19 protein-coding genes are annotated in these 21,043 nt (G+C 72.0%); 12 read left to right on the top strand and 7 right to left on the bottom strand.

What is annotated here, in order from left to right:
- The first annotated feature begins 1 nt into the window (after position 1).
- The 3 genes from GHR20_RS15820 to GHR20_RS15810 are packed head-to-tail and all read left to right on the top strand — an operon-like array spanning position 2 to position 3,274.
- Entirely contained in the window at positions 2-1,714 is a 1,713-nt protein-coding gene (locus GHR20_RS15820; RefSeq protein ID WP_153813536.1) for a cytochrome c biogenesis protein ResB, read from the top strand.
- The gene (gene ccsB / locus GHR20_RS15815) at positions 1,711-2,808 is read left to right on the top strand and encodes a c-type cytochrome biogenesis protein CcsB (protein WP_111587213.1); all 1,098 of its coding nucleotides are present in this window, start codon (positions 1,711-1,713) and stop codon (positions 2,806-2,808) included. The genes GHR20_RS15820 and ccsB overlap by 4 nt, the downstream gene beginning before the upstream one ends.
- Positions 2,809-2,833: 25 nt before the next feature.
- A complete protein-coding gene (locus GHR20_RS15810) occupies positions 2,834-3,274 on the top strand; it encodes a hypothetical protein (protein ID WP_153813535.1) in 441 nt (146 codons plus the stop codon).
- 23 nt (positions 3,275-3,297) lie between these two features.
- Here GHR20_RS15810 and GHR20_RS15805 read toward each other — a convergent pair whose 3' ends face one another.
- The 5 genes from GHR20_RS15805 to GHR20_RS15785 form a co-directional block, all read right to left on the bottom strand.
- The gene (locus tag GHR20_RS15805) at positions 3,298-4,860 is read right to left on the bottom strand and encodes an ABC transporter substrate-binding protein (protein ID WP_243878035.1); all 1,563 of its coding nucleotides are present in this window, start codon (positions 4,858-4,860) and stop codon (positions 3,298-3,300) included.
- 11 nt (positions 4,861-4,871) lie between these two features.
- Complete coding sequence (locus GHR20_RS15800) at positions 4,872-6,965, bottom strand: hypothetical protein (protein WP_153813533.1); 2,094 nt, start codon at positions 6,963-6,965, stop codon at positions 4,872-4,874.
- Positions 6,966-7,070: 105 nt separating this feature from the next.
- Entirely contained in the window at positions 7,071-8,477 is a 1,407-nt protein-coding gene (locus GHR20_RS15795) for a condensation domain-containing protein (RefSeq protein ID WP_153813532.1), read from the bottom strand.
- A 221-nt stretch (positions 8,478-8,698) separates the two neighbouring features.
- Entirely contained in the window at positions 8,699-9,049 is a 351-nt protein-coding gene (locus GHR20_RS15790; protein WP_153813531.1) for a hypothetical protein, read from the bottom strand.
- The gene (locus GHR20_RS15785) at positions 9,046-9,729 is read right to left on the bottom strand and encodes a DUF6232 family protein (RefSeq protein ID WP_243878034.1); all 684 of its coding nucleotides are present in this window, start codon (positions 9,727-9,729) and stop codon (positions 9,046-9,048) included. Before GHR20_RS15785 ends, GHR20_RS15790 begins: the two co-directional genes overlap by 4 nt.
- A gap of 180 nt (positions 9,730-9,909) precedes the next feature.
- Here GHR20_RS15785 and GHR20_RS15780 point away from each other — a divergent pair, with 180 nt between their 5' ends.
- The 8 genes from GHR20_RS15780 (at position 9,910) to GHR20_RS15745 (ending at position 16,943) form a co-directional block, all read left to right on the top strand.
- Positions 9,910-11,361, top strand: coding sequence for a menaquinone biosynthesis decarboxylase (locus tag GHR20_RS15780; RefSeq protein WP_148026451.1), 1,452 nt, complete (start codon positions 9,910-9,912; stop codon positions 11,359-11,361).
- 14 nt (positions 11,362-11,375) lie between these two features.
- On the top strand, positions 11,376-12,257 hold the full coding sequence (gene mqnP / locus GHR20_RS15775) for a menaquinone biosynthesis prenyltransferase MqnP (RefSeq protein ID WP_153815993.1): 882 nt from the start codon (positions 11,376-11,378) through the stop codon (positions 12,255-12,257).
- Positions 12,258-12,352: 95 nt separating this feature from the next.
- Positions 12,353-13,000, top strand: a complete 648-nt coding sequence (locus GHR20_RS15770; RefSeq protein ID WP_153813530.1) for a UbiX family flavin prenyltransferase — start codon at positions 12,353-12,355, stop codon at positions 12,998-13,000.
- A 77-nt stretch (positions 13,001-13,077) separates the two neighbouring features.
- A complete protein-coding gene (locus tag GHR20_RS15765; protein WP_037658649.1) occupies positions 13,078-13,533 on the top strand; it encodes an Lrp/AsnC family transcriptional regulator in 456 nt (151 codons plus the stop codon).
- A 38-nt stretch (positions 13,534-13,571) separates the two neighbouring features.
- On the top strand, positions 13,572-14,735 hold the full coding sequence (mqnE, locus tag GHR20_RS15760; protein ID WP_153813529.1) for an aminofutalosine synthase MqnE: 1,164 nt from the start codon (positions 13,572-13,574) through the stop codon (positions 14,733-14,735).
- Between the two features lie 526 nt (positions 14,736-15,261).
- On the top strand, positions 15,262-15,786 hold the full coding sequence (locus GHR20_RS15755; RefSeq protein ID WP_153813528.1) for a GNAT family N-acetyltransferase: 525 nt from the start codon (positions 15,262-15,264) through the stop codon (positions 15,784-15,786).
- A gap of 92 nt (positions 15,787-15,878) precedes the next feature.
- Entirely contained in the window at positions 15,879-16,178 is a 300-nt protein-coding gene (locus tag GHR20_RS15750; protein ID WP_111586945.1) for a DUF4229 domain-containing protein, read from the top strand.
- A gap of 96 nt (positions 16,179-16,274) precedes the next feature.
- On the top strand, positions 16,275-16,943 hold the full coding sequence (locus tag GHR20_RS15745) for a TetR/AcrR family transcriptional regulator (protein ID WP_153813527.1): 669 nt from the start codon (positions 16,275-16,277) through the stop codon (positions 16,941-16,943).
- Positions 16,944-16,954: 11 nt separating this feature from the next.
- On the opposite strand, the gene lgt is transcribed toward GHR20_RS15745, so the two are convergent.
- Both lgt and GHR20_RS15735 read right to left on the bottom strand, forming a co-directional pair.
- Positions 16,955-17,794 (bottom strand): prolipoprotein diacylglyceryl transferase, encoded by an 840-nt coding sequence (gene lgt / locus GHR20_RS15740; RefSeq protein WP_153813526.1) that lies wholly within the window; start codon positions 17,792-17,794, stop codon positions 16,955-16,957.
- Positions 17,795-17,820: 26 nt separating this feature from the next.
- Positions 17,821-18,696, bottom strand: a complete 876-nt coding sequence (locus GHR20_RS15735; protein ID WP_153813525.1) for a MaoC/PaaZ C-terminal domain-containing protein — start codon at positions 18,694-18,696, stop codon at positions 17,821-17,823.
- Between the two features lie 309 nt (positions 18,697-19,005).
- On the opposite strand from GHR20_RS15735, the gene GHR20_RS15730 reads away from it, so the two are divergent.
- A complete protein-coding gene (locus tag GHR20_RS15730; RefSeq protein WP_153815992.1) occupies positions 19,006-20,943 on the top strand; it encodes an AMP-dependent synthetase/ligase in 1,938 nt (645 codons plus the stop codon).
- The last annotated feature ends 100 nt before the right edge of the window (positions 20,944-21,043 follow it).

Raw genomic sequence — 21,043 nt, 5'->3', positions numbered from 1 at the left:
GATGAGCAACACCGAAACCGACAAGGGCCAGGACCAGGAGGAACTCGGCGCCGCCGGGTCCCAGCTGTCCACCGCTCCGCGCGAGGAGCCGCTCACCGGCGTGCCCGCCCTCGGGGTGATCGGCTGGATCCGCTGGTTCTGGCGGCAGCTGACCTCCATGCGGGTCGCGCTGCTGCTGCTCCTGATGCTGTCGCTGGCCGCGATCCCCGGTTCGCTGATCCCGCAGTCCGGCGCGGACATCAACAAGGTCGCCGACTTCCAGCAGGCGCACAAGACGCTCGCGCCCGTCTACGACAAGCTCGGCCTCTTCCACGTCTACAGCTCGGTGTGGTTCTCCGCGATCTACATCCTGCTGTTCATCTCCCTCATCGGCTGCATCGTGCCGCGCGCCTGGCAGTTCATCGGGCAGCTGCGCGGCCGGCCCCCGGGCGCGCCCAAGCGGCTGACCCGGCTGCCCGCGTACACGACCTGGCGGACGACGGCGGAGCCCGAGGAGGTCCGCGCGGCCGCGCTCAGGCTGCTCAAGCGGCGCCGCTTCCGCGCCCACGCCGAGGGTGACGCGGTCGCCGCCGAGAAGGGCTATCTGCGTGAACTGGGCAACCTGGTCTTCCACATCGCCCTGATCGTGCTCCTGGTCTCCTTCGCCTGGGGCCAGATGTACAAGTCGGACGGCACCAAGCTGATGGTGGAGGGCGACGGCTTCTCCAACGCGCTGCCGATGTACGACGACATGAAGTCCGGCAGCATGTTCCGCAGCGACGACCTGGTGCCGTTCAGCTTCGACCTGAAGAAGTTCACCGGCACCTACGAGTCCAGCGGCCCCAACCGCGGCACGCCGCGCACCTTCCAGGCGACGATCGACTACAGCGTCGGCGCCTACGGCAAGCGCAAGAAGACCACGATCAAGGTCAACGAGCCGCTGCACATCGGCGACTCCAAGGTCTACCTGGTCAGCCACGGCTACGCTCCGGTGGTCACCGTCCGCGACGGCAAGGGCAACGTCGTCTACCAGGACGCCGTGCCGCTGCTGCCGCTCGACGGCAACGTCACCTCCAACGGTGTCGTCAAAGTGATGGACGGCTACAAGGACCCGCGGGGCAAGAGCGAGCAGCTCGGCTTCCAGGCGTTCTTCGTGCCGACCTTCGACCCGAAGTCCGGCACGATGATGTCGCAGTTCCCGGCGCTGCTGAACCCGCTGCTCGCGGTCAACGCCTACCACGGCGACCTGGGCGTGGACGCGGGCATCCCGCAGAGCGTCTACCAGCTCGACACGAGCCACATGAAGGCGTTCAAGGACGGCAAGGGCCAGCTGCTGAAGAAGCTGCTCAAGCCCGGCGACACCATGAAGCTGCCGAACGGCGCCGGTTCCATCACGTTCGAGAAGGACGTGAAGCAGTGGGCCGGCTTCGAGATCGTCCAGGAGCCGGGCAGCGTCTGGGCCCTGACCGGCGCCCTCGCCGCGATCTTCGGTCTGGCCGCGTCCCTGTTCATCCAGCGCCGCCGCGTGTGGGTGCGGGCGGTGCGCGGTGCCGACGGTGTGACCGTCGTCGAGATGGCCGGGCTCGGCCGCAGCGAGTCCGCCAAGCTGCCGGAGGAGCTGGGCGATCTCGCCGGGATCCTCTACGACCAGGCGCCGGGGGCACCCGACCCCGACGACGCCCCCGCAACCTCCCCCGACCCTCACGTCGTACCTGCCGAAGGGGCTGAGAAGTGACTCTCGCCGCCGCAACAGAGCTGGCCACAGCGACCAACGAGCATCTCGCGAGCATGAGCAACACGCTCATCTACTCCGCGATGACCGTGTACACGCTGGCCTTCCTCGCCTATATCGCCGAGTGGATCTTCGGCAGCCGCAGCAAGGTGGCCCGCACGGCCAACGCGCTCACCGCCGAGGACAAGCGGCAGGCGGGCCCCGCCGTCACCGTGCAGAAGGCCGGCGGCACCGCCGTACTGGAGCGTCCGAAGGTCGTCGTGCGCGCGGCGGCCGGCGCCCGGGACGTGCCGGACGGGCCCGGCGCGCACGGCGGCGACGTCCAGGGCGACATGTACGGCCGGATCGCGGTCTCGCTGACCGTGCTCGCCTTCGTGGTGCAGCTCGCCGGTGTGGTCGCCCGCGCGGCCTCGGTGCGGCGGGCGCCCTGGGGCAACATGTACGAGTTCAGCATCACCTTCACCACGGTGGCCGTCGGCCTGTACCTGGTGCTGCTGGCGCTGAAGAAGAACGTGCGCTGGCTCGGCCTGTTCCTGACCACCACGGTGCTGCTGCTGCTCGGCCTCGCCGTGACCGTGCTCTACACGGCCAGCGACCAGCTGGTCCCGGCCCTGCACTCGTACTGGCTGTACATCCACGTCTCCACCGCGATCTTCTGCGGCGCGGTGTTCTACGTCGGCGCGGTCGCCACCATCCTGTACCTGTTCAAGGACTCCTACGAGAACAAGCTGGAGGCCGGGATCAAGCCGGGCTCCTTCGCCACCTCGGTGCTGGAGCGGCTGCCCGCCTCGGCCTCCCTGGACAAGTTCGCCTACCGGGTCAACGCGGCCGTCTTCCCGCTGTGGACGTTCACGATCATCGCGGGCGCGATCTGGGCGGGCGACGCCTGGGGCCGCTACTGGAACTGGGACCCGAAGGAGACCTGGTCCTTCATCACCTGGGTCGCCTACGCCTGCTACCTGCACGCCCGCGCCACGGCCGGCTGGAAGGGCCGCAAGGCCGCCTACCTGGCGATGATCGCGTTCGCCTGCTGGCTGTTCAACTTCTACGGCGTGAACATCTTCGTCACCGGCAAGCACTCCTACGCGGGCGTGTGAGCGAAGGCTCGCCCACACTGGAGTCATGAGCGGTTCCATCGCACAGGGCACCAGTCAGACCCACGGGAACACGCACATACTCCATTTCCTGGTGCGGCTCCCGAGGCCCATGGAAGACGTCTGGACGGCGGTGGCCACCCCCGAGGGGATCGGGGCGTGGTGCACCGCCGTCGGCGTTCTCGAACCCCGGCTCGACGGCGCGGTCGCCCTGCGCGGGCTCGGCGCGGGGCGGGTCACCGCCTGGGACGTGGACCGGGTCGCCGAGTACACCCTCGACGAGGGCGGCGGCGGGCGGCTGCGGTTCCATCTGGAGCGGGACGGGGCGGCGGAGTGCGTGCTGCGCTTCACCCACGAGTTCCAGGGCGAGGGGCCCTCGGACACGGACTGGCGCCATCGATTCGAACAACTGATCGCCATGCTGGGCCCGGTGTCCCGGACCTGGCCCGGTCGGCCGTCCCGGACCTAGCTCCGTCGGCCGGAGCCCGGCCCTCACGCGGGCGGCAGGCAGTCCTTCCCCGGCGGCTTCCCCTCCGGCCAGGCCAGCTGCACGAACTGCGAGTCCCCCTCCGGGGTCAGGCGCACGATCGGTACGGCCTTGTCGTACGGGTTGCCGTGCTCGTCCAGGCAGATCCAGCCGCTCGCCCCGGCCACCTTCAGCGAGCCCTTGACCTGCGGCCACTGGAGGCCGACGTCCCCGAGGGTGGGGATGCTCCGGCCCTCCGGCACGGCCTCGCGGATGCCGTGCACCGCGAGCTGGAGCGCGTCGTAGCCGATGATCAGCTGGCCGTCGTCCAGGGCGACCGGCCCGATCGGACCGGCCGGCTGGTGCGCGGCGGTCTTCAGCAGCCGCTGGAGGGTCTCGTAGTCCGCCGTGGAGCCGCCGGTCCTCGGGGGGTTCTTCAGCCAGGCGTCCGGATGGGCGAGCGAGGTGAAGAGCACGGTGAGGTTCTGCCGCAGCGCGTCGCGGTTCAGCTCCTTCTCGTAGGTGAGGTAGGACGCCTCGTCGCCGGTGAGGACCTGGAAGGAGCGGTCCATGCAGCCGCGGTCGCCCAGCGCGTTGACGAACTGCCGCAGCTGGGTGTGCCGCCCCGCGAACAGGATCGTGTGCGTGTCCCGGGGGGTGTCGCACACGATGTTGGTGATCTGCCGGAAGGTGTTCGCGGTGGTGCCCTCCTGGCTGCGGTCGGCGGGCGGGGTGAAGGGCTGCTCCAGGACCGGCTGGTACGGCGAGCCGTTCATCAGCGTGGCGAACGACTGCTTCAGCGAGTTCGTGTACGGGTCGCCCGGCTTGTCGTAGACCAGCATGGCCTTGTTCTCGTTGGCCCGGTCCGCCTTGGCCTTGGTGTACGAGGCGAGCGCGCGGGCCTCGTCGGTGTTGGTCGGCGCCACCCGCGCGAGCCCCGGGTAGGGGTCCGCCTTCTTGCCGCGCTGCCCGTTGGCCAGCTCGTCGGCGGTGATGGAGGAGCCGATCACCGGGATGCCGAGCTTGGTCAGCGCCGCCACGGCCGCCTGGTTGGGGTCGGTGCTCTGCCCTATGCCGGCCACCGCCCGCAGCCGGTCCGCGCTGTGGGTCATCCGCTCCAGCTGGTCCACCGTGGGCCGCCAGCTGTCCTCGCCGGTGCCGGAGTTGGCGAGCACCAGGCGGATCTGCGGGGACTGCCCGTTGGCGTCGTGGTTGGCCGCGTACTGGGCGAGATAGGCGCCTTGGAGCTGATGCTCTATGTCGTTCAGATTGGTCGGCGAGGTGGAGGTGAACGGCAGCATCAGCGCCACGGTGACGTAACCGCCGCTCCGCAGGCCCTTGTTCTCCCGGCCGATCGCCTCCACCACCTGGTGGAAGCGGGGCTGCCCGAAGTCGTACACGCCGCTCGCCACGCCCACGCACTCGTCGCTGCCCGCGGGCCGGGACACCCCCGGCGCGCACCGCCGGTCGTCGTGCGTCAGGGCGCGCACCCCGAAGACCCCGCCCGCCACCAGGACCGCCGCCAGCAGCAGGGACAGATACCGGCGCAGCGGGATCTCCCACACATGCTCGCGTACCCAGGTCCCCATGCCCCCCGCCATCATGCCTCCCCGCGAGCGTCGTCCTCAGAGTCCTCAGAGTCCTCCGGGCCCTCGATCGGGCGCCCGGCCAGCGCGGCCGCCGGCCAGTCCCGGGAGGCCCGCCACAGCAGCGCGCCCGCAGCGGGGCGCAGATTGGACAGCTGCTCCAGCTCGAAGCGGAGCCGGTCGCACACCTTGGGGTCCGGCAGCACCAGCGGATCGGTCAGCTCCCACAGCGCGTGCAGCAACCGCCGCACCCGCAGGTGCAGTACGGCGTCCACACCCTCCGGCACCGGATGGCCGGCGTCCGTCGCACCGAGCGCGACCGCGGCCCGCCGGTCTCCGCGCCCGCCGGAGTCGCGGCCCGCGGCGTCGTGCGCGTGGAAGTAGGGCGCGGACGCGATGAAGCGCAGGGTGCGCAGCCACACCCGGGTGTCGGCCCCGGCGAAGTCGTCCCGCAGCCGGGCGACCGCCGACTCGGCGTCCCCGAGCGCGAGTTCGTGGTAGAGCCGGTACGGCGCCTGCTCCGGCTCCGCGTAGTGCTCGATCAGCGTCTCGTGCGCCCGCCGCCACGACGCGTGGTCCGCGTCGCGCAGATGCAGCCGCAGCAGCAGCAGCGTCCGCACGAACGGGTCACCGACGAACTGGCCCGGGGCGACGGGCAGTCCCTCCTCGGCGAGCAGCGTCTGAAGGGCCCGTACGTCGGCGGGCCCGAACGTGTCCGGCAGCAGTGCCGAGGCCAGGGCGCACGCCGAGCCGTGGTCGTGGGCCGCGGCCAGCACGGTCAGCTCCTCCATGTATGCGGCCGGCACCAGCCGGTCCAGCAGCGCCTGGTGGACCGGCGAGCCCGGCAGGTTCTCGGCCGGGCGGAACTCCGCGGCCAGCAGCTCGCCCAGCGAGGTCACCTCGGGCAGATGCTGGGCGGCCGACTCGGCGAGCAGCACCACGCCCAGCGGGTTGCCGCCGGTCAACCGGTGGGCGGCGGCCGGGAGATGGGAGGGCACGGCGGTGTCCGCGCACAGCGCGCCCACGATGTGCAGGGTGTCGTCCGCGCTCAGCGGCGGCAGCGCGACCAGCAGCGCCCGTGAGGAGGGGGCCGCGTCCGGTGTCCAGCCGGTGCGCCGGGCGACCTCCGCCAGCTGCCTGCGCACGGCGCCCGGTAACGCGGCGCGGCCCTCGCCGCGCCGGGCGGCCACGAACACCACCCGGTCGCCGGTGCCCTCGGCGCGGTCGCGCAGCACGGCCGCGGTCAGCTCCGGACCCGGGGTCGTCTGCGCGTTGTCGAGCAGCACCAGGGGCCGGCCCAGGCGCTGCATCTTCGCCATGAAGCCGCCGTACGCCTCGCCGAGGTCGGCCAGCAGCGCCCGCACCAGGTACCGCTCGGCGTGCTCGCGCGAGCCGCCGCCGTCCCGGAAGTGCTGGGACAGCAGGATCAGCCCGCGCTCGGCGTTGCCGCCCGCGTTCGGGTACGACCGGTACCACTCCGACGCCTTCTGGTGCTTGTGGCCGGTGAACCCCTCGGCGACGGACTCCAGGGTGGCCTCGATGGCGCCCGAGACCAGCGGGCCCGCGCCGGTGGCGGCCGCGACCACCTTCGCCGCGACCTTGCCCGCCCATCTGCCCGCGAACGCGCCGAACCGCGCGCCCCGCTCGTTCAGCAGCAGGATGCGCTCGACCTCCCGGCGGATCCGTTCCGAGTCGGCGTCGTCCCAGCCGCCCGCGGCCACCGCGACCAGGCCCGACATCAGGCGCGGGAAGGTGATCCGCCCGGCGCCGGTCACCGGCTCCGCCAGCTGCTCGGCGATCACCAGCAGCGCCTGCGCCGACGGCGACCAGGAGTCGGCCGGCCGGCCCGCGGGCGGTCCGGCGAACTGCGTGGCCGAGCAGTCGATCGAGGCGACCGGGGTGTGCCCCCGGTAGGCGTCCTGGAGCGCGTCGAGCACCGCGCTCTTGCCCAGCCCCCGGGCGCCGGTGAGCACCACGAAGGGCGGCTCGTCCGGGTGCTCCAGCGGATGGGCGCGATGGCGTCCGGGGACCAGGCCCACCAGGCGCGGCGCGAGTCCGGCCGGATCGGCGTCGAAGAGCGCCCCCCGCCCGTGCAACCGTGTGCGCACAGCATCGCCCCCCTCAACCACAGTGTAGAAAGGGGTAGTTGCTCCGTGCCAGGGCCAGTGGTGCCCGTTTGGATAACGATGTGTGCGCACGGCGGTGCGGTGCGCTCACGAGACCGCGGACAGGCTGCCGTGGCCCGCCGAGGCGATGTGGTCCCGCAGCCGCTCCACGTACAGCCGCATGTTCTTCGCGGCGACGTCGGTGTCCGGGTAGCGGCTGGCCAGCCACAGCCCCTCGTGCTGCCGGTTCACCCAGACGCACACCTGGTCGCCGTACGACACCCGCAGCAGCGCGTGCGCCCGCATGTCCGTCCACCGGTCGGCGCCGGGCACCGCCCGGGTGTCGACGTACGACACGATCGAGTACAGGTCCGGCGAGGTGGGCCGGAAGTCCGCGCCGAGCAGCGCGAGCACCCGGGCCAGCGGCATCCGGGCCAGCTTGCGGGCGGCGCCCAGCTCCGTCCGCACCGCGCGCAGGACGTCCGGGAAGCCGCGGGTGCCGGTCAGCGGCACCTCGATGGGGGCGCCGCCCACGTACCAGCCCACCGAGTCGGTCCAGCGCGAGCGGACCCGGGTGTGGAAGGGCACGACCGTCCGGTACACCGACTGCCCGCCCAGTTCCCGCACGGCGAGCGCGGTGGCCGCCAGCACGCCGACCAGGCTCCCGCCGTAGGGCCGGCAGTACGCCTCGAACGCGGCCGCCGCCTCCGCGTCCGCGAGCGGTTCGCACAGCATCGCCTGCGGGGGCAGCGGCTCGCCGGGGGTGAGGCCGAGGTCGACCGGGAAGGCCGGCAGGGTGCCGCCGCCGCGCCGGATGAACTCCCGCCAGCGGGCCACGATGTCGTGGTCGCCGTCCAGCCGGTCCGCGTCGGCCCGCTCGATCTCGCAGAAGTCGACGTAACTGGCCGCGGGGGCGGGGCGGTCGGCGGCGCGCCCCTCGGTGAGCGCGTCGTACAGCTCGTGCACCTCGGCGGCGATCCGGGTCAGCGAGTAGGCGTCCACATTGCTGTGGTCGAAGGCCATGTAGACGCTGGTGGAGTCGGGGCGTACGACGGCGGTGTAGATGAGGTTCGGCCAGCGCAGGGCGTCGGCGACGGTGTCGAACCGGTCCTGGAGGTGCGCGGTGAGCCGGTCGGCGTCCTCGAACTCCCCGGCGTCCTCGCGGTGCAGGGAGACATCGGCGGGATCGAGGGTGAACCGGCGCAGCTCCTCGCCCGCCCAGCGGAAGCCGCTGCGCAGCGTCTCGTGCCGCAAGGTCCAGGCGCGCAGCGCCTCCTGGAGCACGTCGAGGTCGACCCGGCCCGGCAGATCGAAGGCGGTGCCGAGCCAGGTCGGCACGAACAGCCCTTCCTCCCGTACGCACTTGGCGGTCCGGATGTGCGACTCCTGGATGTAGGCCGGCGGCCGGGAGTCCTCCGGCAACCGTGTCGCCGCCGCCACGGTGGCCGGGCTCAGCGTCCACTCGACGAGCCGTCCCGGCCGTACCCCGCAGCGCTGGATGTCAGTGATTCGCACGCGTCTCCCATCGAAGAAGGGGCCCTGCTGAATAGGGCCCCCCTCCAAGGCAATGCCGTGGGAGGCGGCGGAGACATGCCTGTCGCCGCCATTTCAACGGAACGGGTGGCAGGCCGAACGGGGGACTGATTAACCGACAGTGACCATGCCGGGGGCCGGCCGGGGGTCGACCCGGGGGCCGGCCGGGGCCGAGCGGGGATCGACCGGAGGTCGGCCGGAGGTCAGCCGTTGATCATCCCGATGACCGCCCGCACCGCCTCCGCCACCGGCTGCCCCACCGCGCCGACCGTCGACGCGATCCCGGCGACGGCCATCAGCGCCCGGTGCCGCTCCCGCGCGGGTACGGCGGCATCGGCGGTCGCGACCGGCGCCGACTCGTCCAGGAGCGCGGCGCTGGACTCCGGCACCCGGGCGCGCAAGTCGGCCACGAGGCCCCGCAGTTCGGTGAGGGCCGCGGTCAGCGCCGGGTCCGGTGCCACAGGCCCGCCGCCCTGGTTCTTGACGATGCCGGTGTTGCCCGTGCCGCCGTGCATGGTCACGTGGTCGCCGTAGAAGTAGCTGTCACCGCTCATGAGCTGATCCCCGTGTTCCCGCTGCCGCCGTACATGTTGACGTTGTCCCCGAAGTAGTAGTTCTTCGGCGAGACCGTGAGGCTCTGCACCGTCACCCGGAACTCGGTCTCCGGATGCTCGATGGCGTACGAGAGCTGCTCCACCAGCTGGTCCAGCCGGCGCGGGTCCGGGCTGGTGACCAGCGCGGTGGACGCGCCCGAGGTCTCCACCGCGAGGACGTGCTGCGGCTGGGCGGTCAGCACGCCGAGCATGTCGACCAGGAAGAAGATCTCGGCACCGATGGCGAGGAGCCACACGAAGACGACGTAACCGGCCGCGCCCGACTGCCCGTCCGACCCGCCCAGCGCCAGCGCGGGCAGGCTGGGCAGCATCACCAGCATCGCGACGACGAGGGTCCCGGCGCTGTACCGCAGGAACCGCAGCACCGCCTCCTTGCGCCGCGGGCGCAGCATGACGGAATACACGCGGGCGATGTTGGCCAGCGGGTACACGGCCCGGCCGATCCACAGGATCCGCTTGCTGACCCGCAGGTCGAGCAGCCTCGGCACCGCGTGCGGCGAGGGCGCGGGCACGTCCGGCATGGGCGGCGCGGCAGCCGGGGCGGGCGGGGCGGCCGGTGGCGCGGGTGGTGCGGGTGGCAGGTCCTGGGCGGGGCGCTCCGGCCCCGTGCCGTACTGCATCTGTCGTCCCCCAGAGGTCGGGCAGGAACTGACTGCTCGGTGACGACCATTAACCCGAGCCGCACGCGGCACTGGCAAGTGGTTAAGCACACCGCGAACGGCACCGGGCACGACGCCCGGTCCGCCCGTCACCGGGCCCGGTGACGGGGGCCGGGAGACCCGTGGCGGATACTGGGACGCATGGCTTACGACGATCTTCGCTCCCTGCTCCGGGCCCTGGAGCGCGAGGGAGACCTCAAGCGCATCAAGGCCGAGGTGGACCCCTACCTGGAAATCGGGGAGATCGTCGACCGGGTGCAGAAGTCCGGCGGCCCCGCCCTGCTCTTCGAGAACGTCAAGGGCTCGGCGATGCCGCTGGCCATGAACGTCTTCGGCACCGACCGCCGCCTGCTGAAGGCGCTCGGCCTGAAGTCGTACGGCGACATCTCCGACAAGATCGGCGGGCTGCTGCGGCCCGAGCTGCCGCACGGCTTCGTCGGGGTGCGCGAGGCGTTCGGCAAGCTGGGCGCGATGGCGCACGTCCCGCCGAGGAAGATCAAGGAGGCGCCGGTCCAGGAGGTCGTCCTGCACGGCGACGACGTCGACCTCGACCAGCTCCCCGCGCTCTTCACCTGGCCCGAGGACGGCGGCTCCTTCTTCAACCTGGGCCTGACCCACACCAAGGACCCCGAGAGCGGCGTCCGCAACCTCGGCCTGTACCGCCTCCAGCGCCACGACAAGCGCACCATCGGCATGCACTGGCAGATCCACAAGGACAGCCGCAACCACTACCAGGTGGCCGCGCGCCGGGGCGAGCGGCTGCCGGTCGCCATCGCCTTCGGCTGCCCCCCGGCCGTCACCTACGCCTCCACCGCGCCGCTGCCCGGCGACATCGACGAGTACCTGTTCGCCGGGTTCCTCGCGGGCAAGCGGATCGAGATGGTCGACTGCAAGACCGTGCCGCTCCAGGTCCCGGCCAACGCCGAGGTCGTCCTGGAGGGCTGGCTGGAGCCGGGCGAGATGCTGCCCGAGGGCCCCTTCGGCGACCACACCGGCTTCTACACGCCGCAGGAGCCGTTCCCCGCGCTGACGATCGACTGCGTGACGATGCGCAAGCGGCCGCTGCTCCAGTCCATCGTGGTCGGCCGCCCGCCGACCGAGGACGGCCCGCTCGGCCGCGCCACGGAACGCTTCTTCCTGCCGCTGCTGAAGATCATCGTCCCGGACATCGTGGACTACCACCTGCCCGAGGCCGGCGGCTTCCACAACTGCGCGATCGTCTCGATCGACAAGAAGTACCCGAAGCACGCGCAGAAGGTCATGCACGCCGTGTGGGGGGCGCACATGATGTCCCTCACCAAGCTGATCGTGGTCGTGGACGCCGACTGCGACGTCCACGATCTGCACGAGGTCGCCTGGCGCGCCCTCGGCAACACCGACTACGCCCGTGACCTCACGGTCGTGGAAGGCCCCGTCGACCATCTCGACCACGCCTCCTACCAGCAGTTCTGGGGCGGCAAGGCCGGGATCGACGCCACCCGGAAATGGCCGGAGGAGGGCTACACGCGCGACGGCGGGTGGCCGGAGATGGTCCTGTCGGACCCGGAGACGGCGGCCCTGGTCGACCGCCGCTGGAAGGAGTACGGCCTGTGAGCACGGCCGCCGCGATGCCGCAGCCGGGACGCACCAAGGCGTTCTTGCGCCTGGTGATGATCGAGCACTCGGTCTTCGCGCTCCCCTTCGCCTACATCGCCTCCCTGACGGCGATGTACACGCTGGACAAGAACATCCACTGGGCCCGGCTGCTGCTGGTCACCGTCTGCATGGTGGGCCTGCGCACCTTCGCGATGGCCGTGAACCGGATCATCGACCGGGAGATCGACGCCCGCAATCCGCGCACCGCGCACCGTGAGCTGGTGACCGGCGCGATGTCGGTACGGCACGCCTGGACCGGCGCGCTCGTCGCCCTCGTGGTCTTCCTGGGCGCCGCCGCGCTCCTGAACCCGCTGTGCCTGGCCCTCGCGCCCATCGCGGTGATCCCGATGGTGGTCTACCCCTACGGGAAGCGGTTCACGAACTTCCCGCAGGCCATCCTGGGTATCGCCCAGGCCATGGGCCCCATCGGCGGCTGGCTCGCGATCTCCGGCAGCTGGTCCTGGGACGCGGTGATCCTCGGCCTCGCCGTCGGCGTCTGGATCGGCGGCTTCGACCTGATCTACGCCTGCCAGGACGTGGAGACCGACCGCGCCATCGGCGTGAAGTCGGTCCCGGCCCGCTTCGGCATCCCGGCCGCGATCCGGGGCGCCCGCGCCTGCCATACGATCACCACCGCGCTGTTCGTCTGGTACGCGCTCGCCACCCACGCCGGCGCCTTCTTCTGGCTCGGCCTGGTCATCGTGGCCGGCGCGTTCGTCTACGAGCACCGGATCGTGCGCCCGCACGACCTGACCCGGCTCAACCGGGCGTTCTTCAGCGTCAACGGTTTCATCGGGATCGCCCTTTTCGTGTGCGCTCTGCTGGACCTCCTGGTCCGGGGCCTGACCGTCTGAAGCGGTGCGCGGGCCCGTCTGTTGCCCCCACCCGTCCTGAGCCCGGGTGGGCACGCCGGTACGCTCAAGGTGTGAACGCAGGAGAAACGCGGCGCGTGCCTTGGATCGTGGGGGTGTCCGGTGCTTCCGGGACGCCGTATGCGGCTGCCGTGCTGCGGGCGTTGCTGGCGGCGGGGGAGGCCGTCGACCTGGTGGTCAGCAGGGCCTCCCGGCTGACGCTGCTGGACGAGACGGGGATCTCGTTCCGGGACGCCCACTGGCAGGACGACCTGCGGGAATGGCTGGCTCGCGGGGCCGACGGCAAGCCCGGGACCTTCGCGGTGGACCTCGACGGGCTGCGGTACTGGAACGCGGGCGATCTCGCGGCGGGCCCGTCCTCGGGGTCGTACCCGGCCAAGGGCATGCTCATCGTGCCGGCCTCCACGGCCTGTGTGGCGGGGGTCGCGCTGGGCCTGTCCAAGGACCTGCTCCAGCGCACGGCGAGCGTCACCCTGAAGGAACGCCGCACCCTCGTCGTCGCCGTACGGGAGACCCCGCTGAACGGCCAGACCCTGCGGCATCTCGTCGCCCTGGACGACGCGGGCGCCTCGGTCGTCCCCGCCTCGCCCGCCTTCTACGCGGGCGCCACGCACATCCAGGACCTGGTGGACTTCGTCGCCGGACGGGTGCTGGACGCGGCGGGCGTCGAGCACGGGCTGTACCGGCGCTGGCGGGGCGAACTGGGCGGCGGCGCGGCCCAGTAGCGACCGGGTCGGCCGTGGCCGGGCAGGTGCTTTACCTTTCATCACTCCGGAACTCTTCAGCGGAAGGCTTCGATCGCATGGACGCGGTGGACAGGCAGCTCATCCAGGCCCTGAGAGAGAACGGCCGGGCCTCCTACGCGGAGCTGGGGCGCCTCGTCGGACTGTCGGGGCCCAGCGTCACCGACCGCATCAACCGGCTGGAGGCGGCCGGTGTCATCACCGGTTACCGCGCGACGGTCGACTCCGCCTCCCTCGGTCTCGGTGTCACCGCCCTGATCGGCATCTCGCTCTCCGACGCGGCCGACCACGAGGACGTGGCGCAGCGGCTGCGGGACCTCAAGGAGATCGAGGACTGCTGGTTCATCGCCGGCGACGACTCCTTCATGCTCAAGGCGCGCGCGGCCGACGTGGACGGCCTGGAGCGGATCATCCGCCGGCTCAGCGGGACCAAGGGCGTCTCGCGGACCCGTACCACCATCGTGCTGTCCACGAAGTGGGAGAACCGGGTCGGGGAGCTGCCCGAAGAGGTCTAGGGATACCGTAGGCCGAGCTGTCGTAGAAAGGTGTTGGCATGGACGTCGGGCTCAAGCGCGCGCTGGAGGAGAAGGTCCGCTCCGGTGAGCGGCTGACCCGTGAGGACGGCATCGCGCTGTACGAGTCGGACGACCTGGCCTGGCTCGGTGGTCTGGCGCACGAGGTGCGGACGCGCAAGAACGGCGACGTCGTGCACTTCAACGTCAACCGGCACCTGAACATGACGAACGTGTGCACGGCCTCCTGCGCGTACTGCTCCTTCCAGCGCAAGCCGGGGGAGAAGGACGCGTACACGATGCGCATCGAGGAGGCCGTCAAGCTCGCGAAGGCGATGGAGACGGAGAACCTCACCGAGCTGCACATCGTCAACGGGCTGCACCCGAACCTGCCGTGGCGCTACTACCCGCGGTCCCTGCGCGAGCTGAAGGCGGCGCTGCCGAACGTCTCCCTCAAGGCGTTCACGGCGACGGAGATCCACCACTTCGAGACGATCTCCGGTCTCACGGCGTCCGAGATCCTGGACGAGCTGATCGAGGCGGGCCTGGAGTCTTTGACCGGTGGCGGCGCGGAGATCTTCGACTGGGAGGTCCGCCGGCACATCGTGGACCACCGCACGCACTGGGAGGACTGGTCCCGGATCCACCGCCTGGCGCACGAGAAGGGTCTGAAGACCCCGGCCACGATGCTGTACGGCCACATCGAGGAGCCGCGCCACCGGGTCGACCACGTGCTGCGGCTGCGCGAACTCCAGGACGAGACCGGCGGCTTCCAGGTCTTCATCCCGCTGCGCTACCAGCACGACTTCGTGGACATGCAGGACGGCAAGGTCCGCAACAAGCTCCAGGCGCGGACCACGATGGCGACCGGCGCGGAGGCCCTGAAGACCTTCGCGGTCTCCCGGCTGCTGTTCGACAACGTCCCGCATGTGAAGGTCTTCTGGGTCATGCACGGCGTCCAGACGGCGCAGCTGGCCCTTCAGCACGGCGCGGACGACATGGACGGCTCGGTCGTCGAGTACAAGATCACGCACGACGCGGACAACTACGGTACGCCGAACAAGCTGACCCGCGAGGACCTGCTGGACCTCATCCGCGACGCCGGCTTCCGCCCCGTGGAGCGCAACACGCGCTACGAGATCATCCGCGAGTACGACCCCGCGGACCCGTCCCGCCGCGACTCCCCCCAGCCGATGCGCCTCTGACAACCCGCCCCACCGACCGGCCCCGCCCGGCCCCACCCCCAGGGACGCGACCTGGCCGCGCGCCCGGCGGTCGGTCGACTCTTGGGCCGAGGCCGCGTGGTCCTACCCAGGGGCGCGGGGAACTGCGCGATCAGCCAGGGGCGGGCGTTACTTGGCCGATCACCTGTCGTCCGGTCCGCGTGCCGGCCGTCGGCGACTCTTCGGCCAGGGCCGCGTGGTCCTGCCTGGGGGCGCGGGGAACTGCGCGATCAGCCGGGGACGGCCGGTACTTGGCGGACCGCCTGTCGTCCGGTCCGCGTGCCGGGCTGTCGGCGTCTCTTGGGCCAGGGCCGCGTGGTCCTACCCAGGGGCGCGGGGAACTGCGCGATCAACCAGGGGCGGGCGGCACTCGGCCGATCCACCTGTCGGCGCGTTCGCGCGGACCGAGCCCCGTAGTCGCAGGACCGCGCGGCTGCTCCCCACCAGGGCTATCTCGCCGATCCGGCCATCGCCGCCCAGCTTCTCGGGTAATGGATACGATGCGCCGGTGGCCCTTACTTTCACGCTGGAACCCCCCATCACCCCCGCCCTGCGCGACGACCTCCTCGGCCTCTGGGCGGACGTGTCGAACGCGGGCGGTGCCGTCGGCTTCGTCCCGCCGGTCCGCCGCGAGGAGATACGGCCCGAGCTGGTGCGCCACTTCGTGCACATGGCGGAGGGCCGTACCCGCCTCCTCGTCGGCCGGGACGAGCGCGGCACGACCGCCGCCGCCGCGTTCCTCACCGGGAACCCGCGGCATCTGAACGCCCACTGGCTGTCGCTGTACTCCGTGATGGTCCACCCCCGCCACCAGGGCAAGGGCTACGGCCGCGACCTGCTCGCCGCCGCCGAGGACGCGGCCCGCGCGACGGCCGGCATCGAGGCGATCCGCCTGTCCTGCCGGGGCGGCCACGGCCTGGAGCGCTTCTACGGCTCCTGCGGCTACAAGGAGGTCGGCCGCGTCCCCGGCGCCATCCGCGTCGCCCCCGGCGACGACCGCGACGAGATCTTCATGCTGCTGCCCCTCGGCTGACCGGCCCGCCCCGGCGACCCCGCCGCATGATCGCCCGCCAGACATGCTTCACTGGACGTTGACCCCTTTTGGAATCGGACGAGTGGATTGAGATGCTCCGCTACACGCTGATGCGCCTCGGTATCTTCGTGGGCTGCCTCTTGGTCGTCTGGGGAGCCGTCTACTCCGGCATCTTCCCGCGCGGCTTCGGCAGCTCCAACGGCCTGTGGATCGCCCTGCTCGCCCTGGTCATCTCGGCGCCGATCAGCTGGGTGGCGCTGCGCAAGGAGCGGGACCGGGCCTCGATGCACGTCGTCGGCCGGGTCGACCGGATGAAGGCGAACCTGGAGGCGAACCGCAGCCAGGAGGACATCGCCGACGACAGCGCGCGGGCCCACAGCCAGCCGTCGTAGGCGACCCCCGTCACCCGCCGCCGGTCACCTGCCACCGGGGTGTCAAGATCGTGAAAGGTCGGATACCGGCCCCGGCATCCCTCTAGTCTTGCCCCCATGGGTGGCGGCAGGACCAGGCGGATGCCGAGGGCGGAGCGCGAGCGGCAGATGCTCGACGCCGCCGTGGAGATCATCGCCCGGCACGGGTACACGGCCGCGTCGATGGACGAGATAGCCGAACTGGCGGGCGTCTCCAAGCCGTTGGTCTATCTCTACCTCAACTCCAAGGACGACCTCTTCACCGCGTGCATCCGCCGTGAGGCCGCCGCGCTGACCGAGGCCGTGCGCGCGGCGGTCCGGCCCGCGCTCCCCGCCGACCGCCAGCTCTGGGACGGCGTGCGGGCGTTCTTCACGTACACCGCAGGGCATCCCGACGGCTGGACCGTCCTCCACCTCCAGGCCCGCACCCACGGCCCCCGGTTCGCCGCCGAGGCCGACGCCGTGCGCGCGGAGATGACCGCCTTCGTCACCCGCCTGATCGCGACCGCCGCCCGGGAGTCCCGGGACTCCCGCGACCTTTCCGCCCAGGAGATCGAGGGCCTGGCCGTCGCCCTGGTCGGCGCCGCCGAATCCCTGGCCGACCGGGCCAACGCCACCCCCGGCGTCACCGCCGCCCAGTCCTCCGCCACCCTGATGAACTTCGCCTGGTCCGGCCTGGGCAACCTGATGTCCGGCAATCACTGGGCCCCGCCGGGGGTGGCGTCGCCGGCTGCCGTCCGTCGGTGACGAGCCTCCCGTCAGCGGGCCCCGTCCGCCGATTCGACGGCCGGGGCGGGAGCGGGGGCGGCCTTCGGGGGCCGGCGTTGCAGCAGGACGAACCACGTCACACCCGCCAGGGCCACCGCCGCCGCGATGTAGAAGTTGAGGCGCAGGCCCAGGAAGTACTGGGAGTAGTCGACGCGGAGGGACTCCTCGAAGATCCGGAAGGCGGAGTAGCCGGCGACGTAGAGGGGGAACAGGCTGCCCGGGCGGAGCCGGCCGGTGCGGCCGAGGCGGATCAGGAGGGCGGCCAGCAGGAGGTCCCAGATCAGTTCGTAGAGGAAGGTGGGGTGGAAGGCCGGGGACTGGAGGTAGCCGTCGGGGCGGTGGGCCGGGTCGATCTCCAGGCCCCAGGGCAGGCTCGTCGGACCGCCGAACAGCTCCTGGTTGAAGTAGTTGCCGACACGGCCGATCGCCTGCGCGATCAGCAGGCAGGGAGCCAGCGCGTCCATCATCCCGGCGACCGAGGCGCCCGCCCGGCGCAGCCGCCACACGCAGACCACCGTGGCCAGCGCGACGCCGCCCCAGATGCCCAGACCGCCGTCCCACACCGCCAGCGGCCCCCACCAGTGCGGCGGGATCTCCTTCGGCGTGGTCAGGTCGAAGTAGATCCGGCCGCCCAGGATGCCGAACGGCACACCCCACATCGCGACCTCGTCCACCAGCTCCGGGTCCCCGCCCGCGGCCTGCCAGCGGCGCCGGCCCACATAGACGGCGAGGCCGATGCCCACGACGTACATCAAGCCGTAGAAGTGGATGTACAGCGGCCCCAGGTGGAAACCGTTCACCGAGGGGGAGGGGATGGCGGCTAGCAGCATGGGGACGAGGGTACGTGGGCCGCCTCTTACCGAGCCGAGCCTCCGGGCGTCCCCCGCCCCGGGCCCGCCGGCCCGGCCCACCCCGACACATGCACCCGGTCCTCCCCGCCCCGCAGCTCGAACCGGCCGCCCTCCGGCGCCGCGCCGTACCGCACCGTCCCCGGCAGCAGCACCGGCGCCCGGAACTCCACCCGTGCCGCGTCGGCGTCCCCGAACTCCGCCAGGCAGCGCGCCGCCGTCCACATGCCGTGGGCGATCGCGCGGGGGAAGCCGAAGGGGCGGGCGGTGAGGCGGGTGAGGTGGATGGGGTTGCGGTCGCCCGAGACGGCGGCGTAGGCGCGGCCCAGACCGCCGGGCAGCGACCACCGCACGCGGAACGGGAGGGGGGCCGTCGGCTCCGGGGGAGGAGCCGCGGCGGCGCCGTCCGTCGTGCGGTGCCGGGACAGGTACGTGCTGCGGGACTCCCACACCGGCTCCCCGCCCAGCCGCGCCTGCGTCACCACCGTCGCCTCCGTACCGCGCCGGTGCGGGGCCAGCCCCGAGACGTACACCGTGAACTCGTACGGCTCCGGCACGGGCAGCGGAGCGTGCCGGACGAGCTCGATCGAGGTATGCACCAGCCCCGGCAGCGGGAGCGGGAAGCCCCGGGCGCCGAGCAGCCGCAGCGTCAGCGGGAACGCGAGGACATGGAGGTAGGGGAGGGGCAACTCCCGCGCCGTGGACGGGAAACCGCACACGCGCGCGTACCGCGCCAGCCGGTCCGGGTCCGCCCGCACCCCCCGCAGCACCAGCCGCGTGCCCGGGTACGAGGCCCCCGCCGATGGGCGCCTGCGCAGCGAGCGCACCGCGCCGGCCGCCAACTCCCGCATCAGCCCAGGCGACTTGTCGAGGACGGTCGACATCAAACCCTCCGAAGACGGGAACACATGCGTTACCGAGCGGTAAAGTTACCGCAGGTAAGCCCAGGTCGGCCAGTGGCAGTGGGCGCGACCGGCCCGCACAGCCCCGTCCCCGGACCACCCCCGGACCGTCCCCGGAACCGCACGAAGCCCCCACAACGGGCCCGTACGATCACTCGCCTGACCGGCGGTAACACCTCTCCCCAGCTCGTTCGCCGCGCGCCCGGCCGCCGGTGAACGCCTCGCCGCACGCCCGAGGAGCCGCTCGTGTCCCCCCTGCGCCCCCATGACCCCCCGCATCCCCATGACCCCCTGCGTCCCCACGACCCCCCGCACCCCGCCGACGCCCCGGTCCCCGCCGTCGACTACGACGGCCGGCCCCTCCTCGTCGCGCCCCACACCCGGCGCCTCGACGGAGCCGTACGGGAAGCGGTCGTACCGCCCCTCGCGGCGCCGGTGACCCACGGGTCCCTGGCCGACCTGCCGTTCGACAACGCGGCCGCGGACCCGGACGCCGTGGTGCTCAGCCGCAAGCTCAGAGACGGCCGCTGGAAGGACATCACCGCGGCGCGGTTCGCCGAGGAGGTGCTCGCGGTGGCGAAGGGGCTGATCGCGGAGGGGCTGGCGCCCGGGGACCGGATCGCGATCATGGCGCGCACGACGTACGAGTGGACGCTGCTCGACTTCGCCGCGTGGGCCGCCGGGCTCGTGACCGTCCCCGTCTACCCCACCTCCTCCCTCTTCCAGACCCGCTGGATACTGCACGACTCGGGTGCGGTCGCCCTCGTGACCGAGACCGGCGCCCAGGCCGCCGCGCTCGGGCCCGAGCTGCAACACCTGCCGGAACTTCGGCACTTGTGGGTCATGGAGAAGGGGCATGTGGAGCGGCTCGTCGACGCGGGGGCGCCGGTGCCGGAGGGCGAGGTCGGGGTGCGGCGCGGCATGCTCGGGCCCGCCACCCTCGCCACCCTCGTCTACACCTCCGGCACCACCGGGCGCCCCAAGGGCTGCGCCCTCTCGCACGGCAACTTCTTCGCCGAGGTGGACAACGCGATCGAACTGCTCCACCCCGTCTTCAGGCAGCACGACAGCGACCCGTCCGTCCTCCTCTTCCTGCCCCTCTCCCATGTGTTCGGGCGCATGGTCGCCATCGCCTGCGTCCGCGCCCGCGTCCGCCTCGGGCACGCGCCCAGCCTCAAGGCCGAGGAGCTGCTGCCGGACCTCGCCGCCTTCCAGCCCACCGCCCTGCTGACCATCCCCTACATGCTGGAGAAGATCTTCAACTCGGCCCGCGCGCAGGCGGAGTCGGGCGGCCGGGGCGCCGTCTTCGACCGTGCCGCCGCCGTCGCCCGGCGCTTCGGCGAGGCGCTCCGGGCGAGCCAGTCCGGCACCGGCGACGGACCCGGCCGCGTCCTGCGCACCCAGCGCGGCTTCTACGACCCCCTCGTCTACCGCCGTATCCGCACGGCGATGGGCGGCCGGGTGCGGCACGTCATCTGCGGCGGGTCCCCGCTCGGACGCCGCCTCGCCGCGTTCTACGCCGGCGCGGGCATCGAGATCTACGAGGGGTACGGCCTCACGGAGACCACCGGCGCCAGCACCGTCACGCCACCGCTCCGGCCCCGCCTCGGCACCGTGGGCTGGCCGCTGCCCGGCACCCGGGTGCGGATCGCCGCGGACGGGGAGATCCTGGTCTGCGGCGACCATGTGCTGCGCGGCTACTGGGACCCGGGGGCCGGCGGTGTCGTCCCGGTCACCCGCGAAGGCTGGCTGCACACCGGTGACTTGGGCGAACTGGACGATGACGGCTACCTCACCATCACGGGCCGCAAGAAGGAACTCCTCATCACCTCCGGCGGCAAGTCCGTCGCCCCCGCCCCGCTGGAGAACTGGCTGCGCCAGCACCCCCTGATCTCCCAGGTGATCCTGGTCGGCGACGGCCGTCCGTACGTCGCGGCCCTGCTCACCCTCGACGCCGAGGGCGTCACGCACTGGCGGCAGATGAACGGGAAGCACCCCGTGCCGCCCGAACTCGTCGCCGACGACGCCGAGTTGCGGGCCATCCTCCAGCGTGCCGTGGACGACGCCAACCGTCTCGTCTCCCGGCCCGAGTCCATCCGCCGCTTCACCGTCCTGCCGTACGACTTCACGGAGGGGGCCGGGCACCTCACGCCGTCCATGAAGCTGCGGCGCGCGCGGATTCTCGCGGACTTCGCCCAAGAGGTGGAGGGGCTGTACGACGGGGTGTGAGCGGCCGGGTCCCTGGAGAGCGGGCGGTTTCTCCTTCAACACTCCTTTTGTAGAAGGTACTTGGCAGGACCTTTGCTGTGAAAACCCGGATGCCGGGTGA

This window comes from Streptomyces sp. SUK 48 (assembly GCF_009650765.1).
Lineage (GTDB): Bacteria > Actinomycetota > Actinomycetes > Streptomycetales > Streptomycetaceae > Streptomyces.
The sequence above is the reverse complement of the archived record's forward strand: the minus strand, read 5'-3'. Positions and strand labels throughout refer to the sequence as shown.

Coding starts and splice junctions, on each gene's coding strand:
- GHR20_RS15820 (WP_153813536.1), top strand. CDS start 2: ATGAGCAACACCGAAACCGACAAGGGCCAGGACCAGGAGGAACTCGGC.
- GHR20_RS15810 (WP_153813535.1), top strand. CDS start 2,834: ATGAGCGGTTCCATCGCACAGGGCACCAGTCAGACCCACGGGAACACG.
- GHR20_RS15805 (WP_243878035.1), bottom strand. CDS start 4,860: ATGGGGACCTGGGTACGCGAGCATGTGTGGGAGATCCCGCTGCGCCGG.
- GHR20_RS15790 (WP_153813531.1), bottom strand. CDS start 9,049: ATGAGCGGTGACAGCTACTTCTACGGCGACCACGTGACCATGCACGGC.
- GHR20_RS15785 (WP_243878034.1), bottom strand. CDS start 9,729: ATGCAGTACGGCACGGGGCCGGAGCGCCCCGCCCAGGACCTGCCACCC.
- GHR20_RS15780 (WP_148026451.1), top strand. CDS start 9,910: ATGGCTTACGACGATCTTCGCTCCCTGCTCCGGGCCCTGGAGCGCGAG.
- mqnP (WP_153815993.1), top strand. CDS start 11,376: ATGCCGCAGCCGGGACGCACCAAGGCGTTCTTGCGCCTGGTGATGATC.
- GHR20_RS15765 (WP_037658649.1), top strand. CDS start 13,078: ATGGACGCGGTGGACAGGCAGCTCATCCAGGCCCTGAGAGAGAACGGC.
- mqnE (WP_153813529.1), top strand. CDS start 13,572: ATGGACGTCGGGCTCAAGCGCGCGCTGGAGGAGAAGGTCCGCTCCGGT.
- GHR20_RS15750 (WP_111586945.1), top strand. CDS start 15,879: ATGCTCCGCTACACGCTGATGCGCCTCGGTATCTTCGTGGGCTGCCTC.
- GHR20_RS15745 (WP_153813527.1), top strand. CDS start 16,275: ATGGGTGGCGGCAGGACCAGGCGGATGCCGAGGGCGGAGCGCGAGCGG.
- lgt (WP_153813526.1), bottom strand. CDS start 17,794: ATGCTGCTAGCCGCCATCCCCTCCCCCTCGGTGAACGGTTTCCACCTG.
- GHR20_RS15735 (WP_153813525.1), bottom strand. CDS start 18,696: ATGTCGACCGTCCTCGACAAGTCGCCTGGGCTGATGCGGGAGTTGGCG.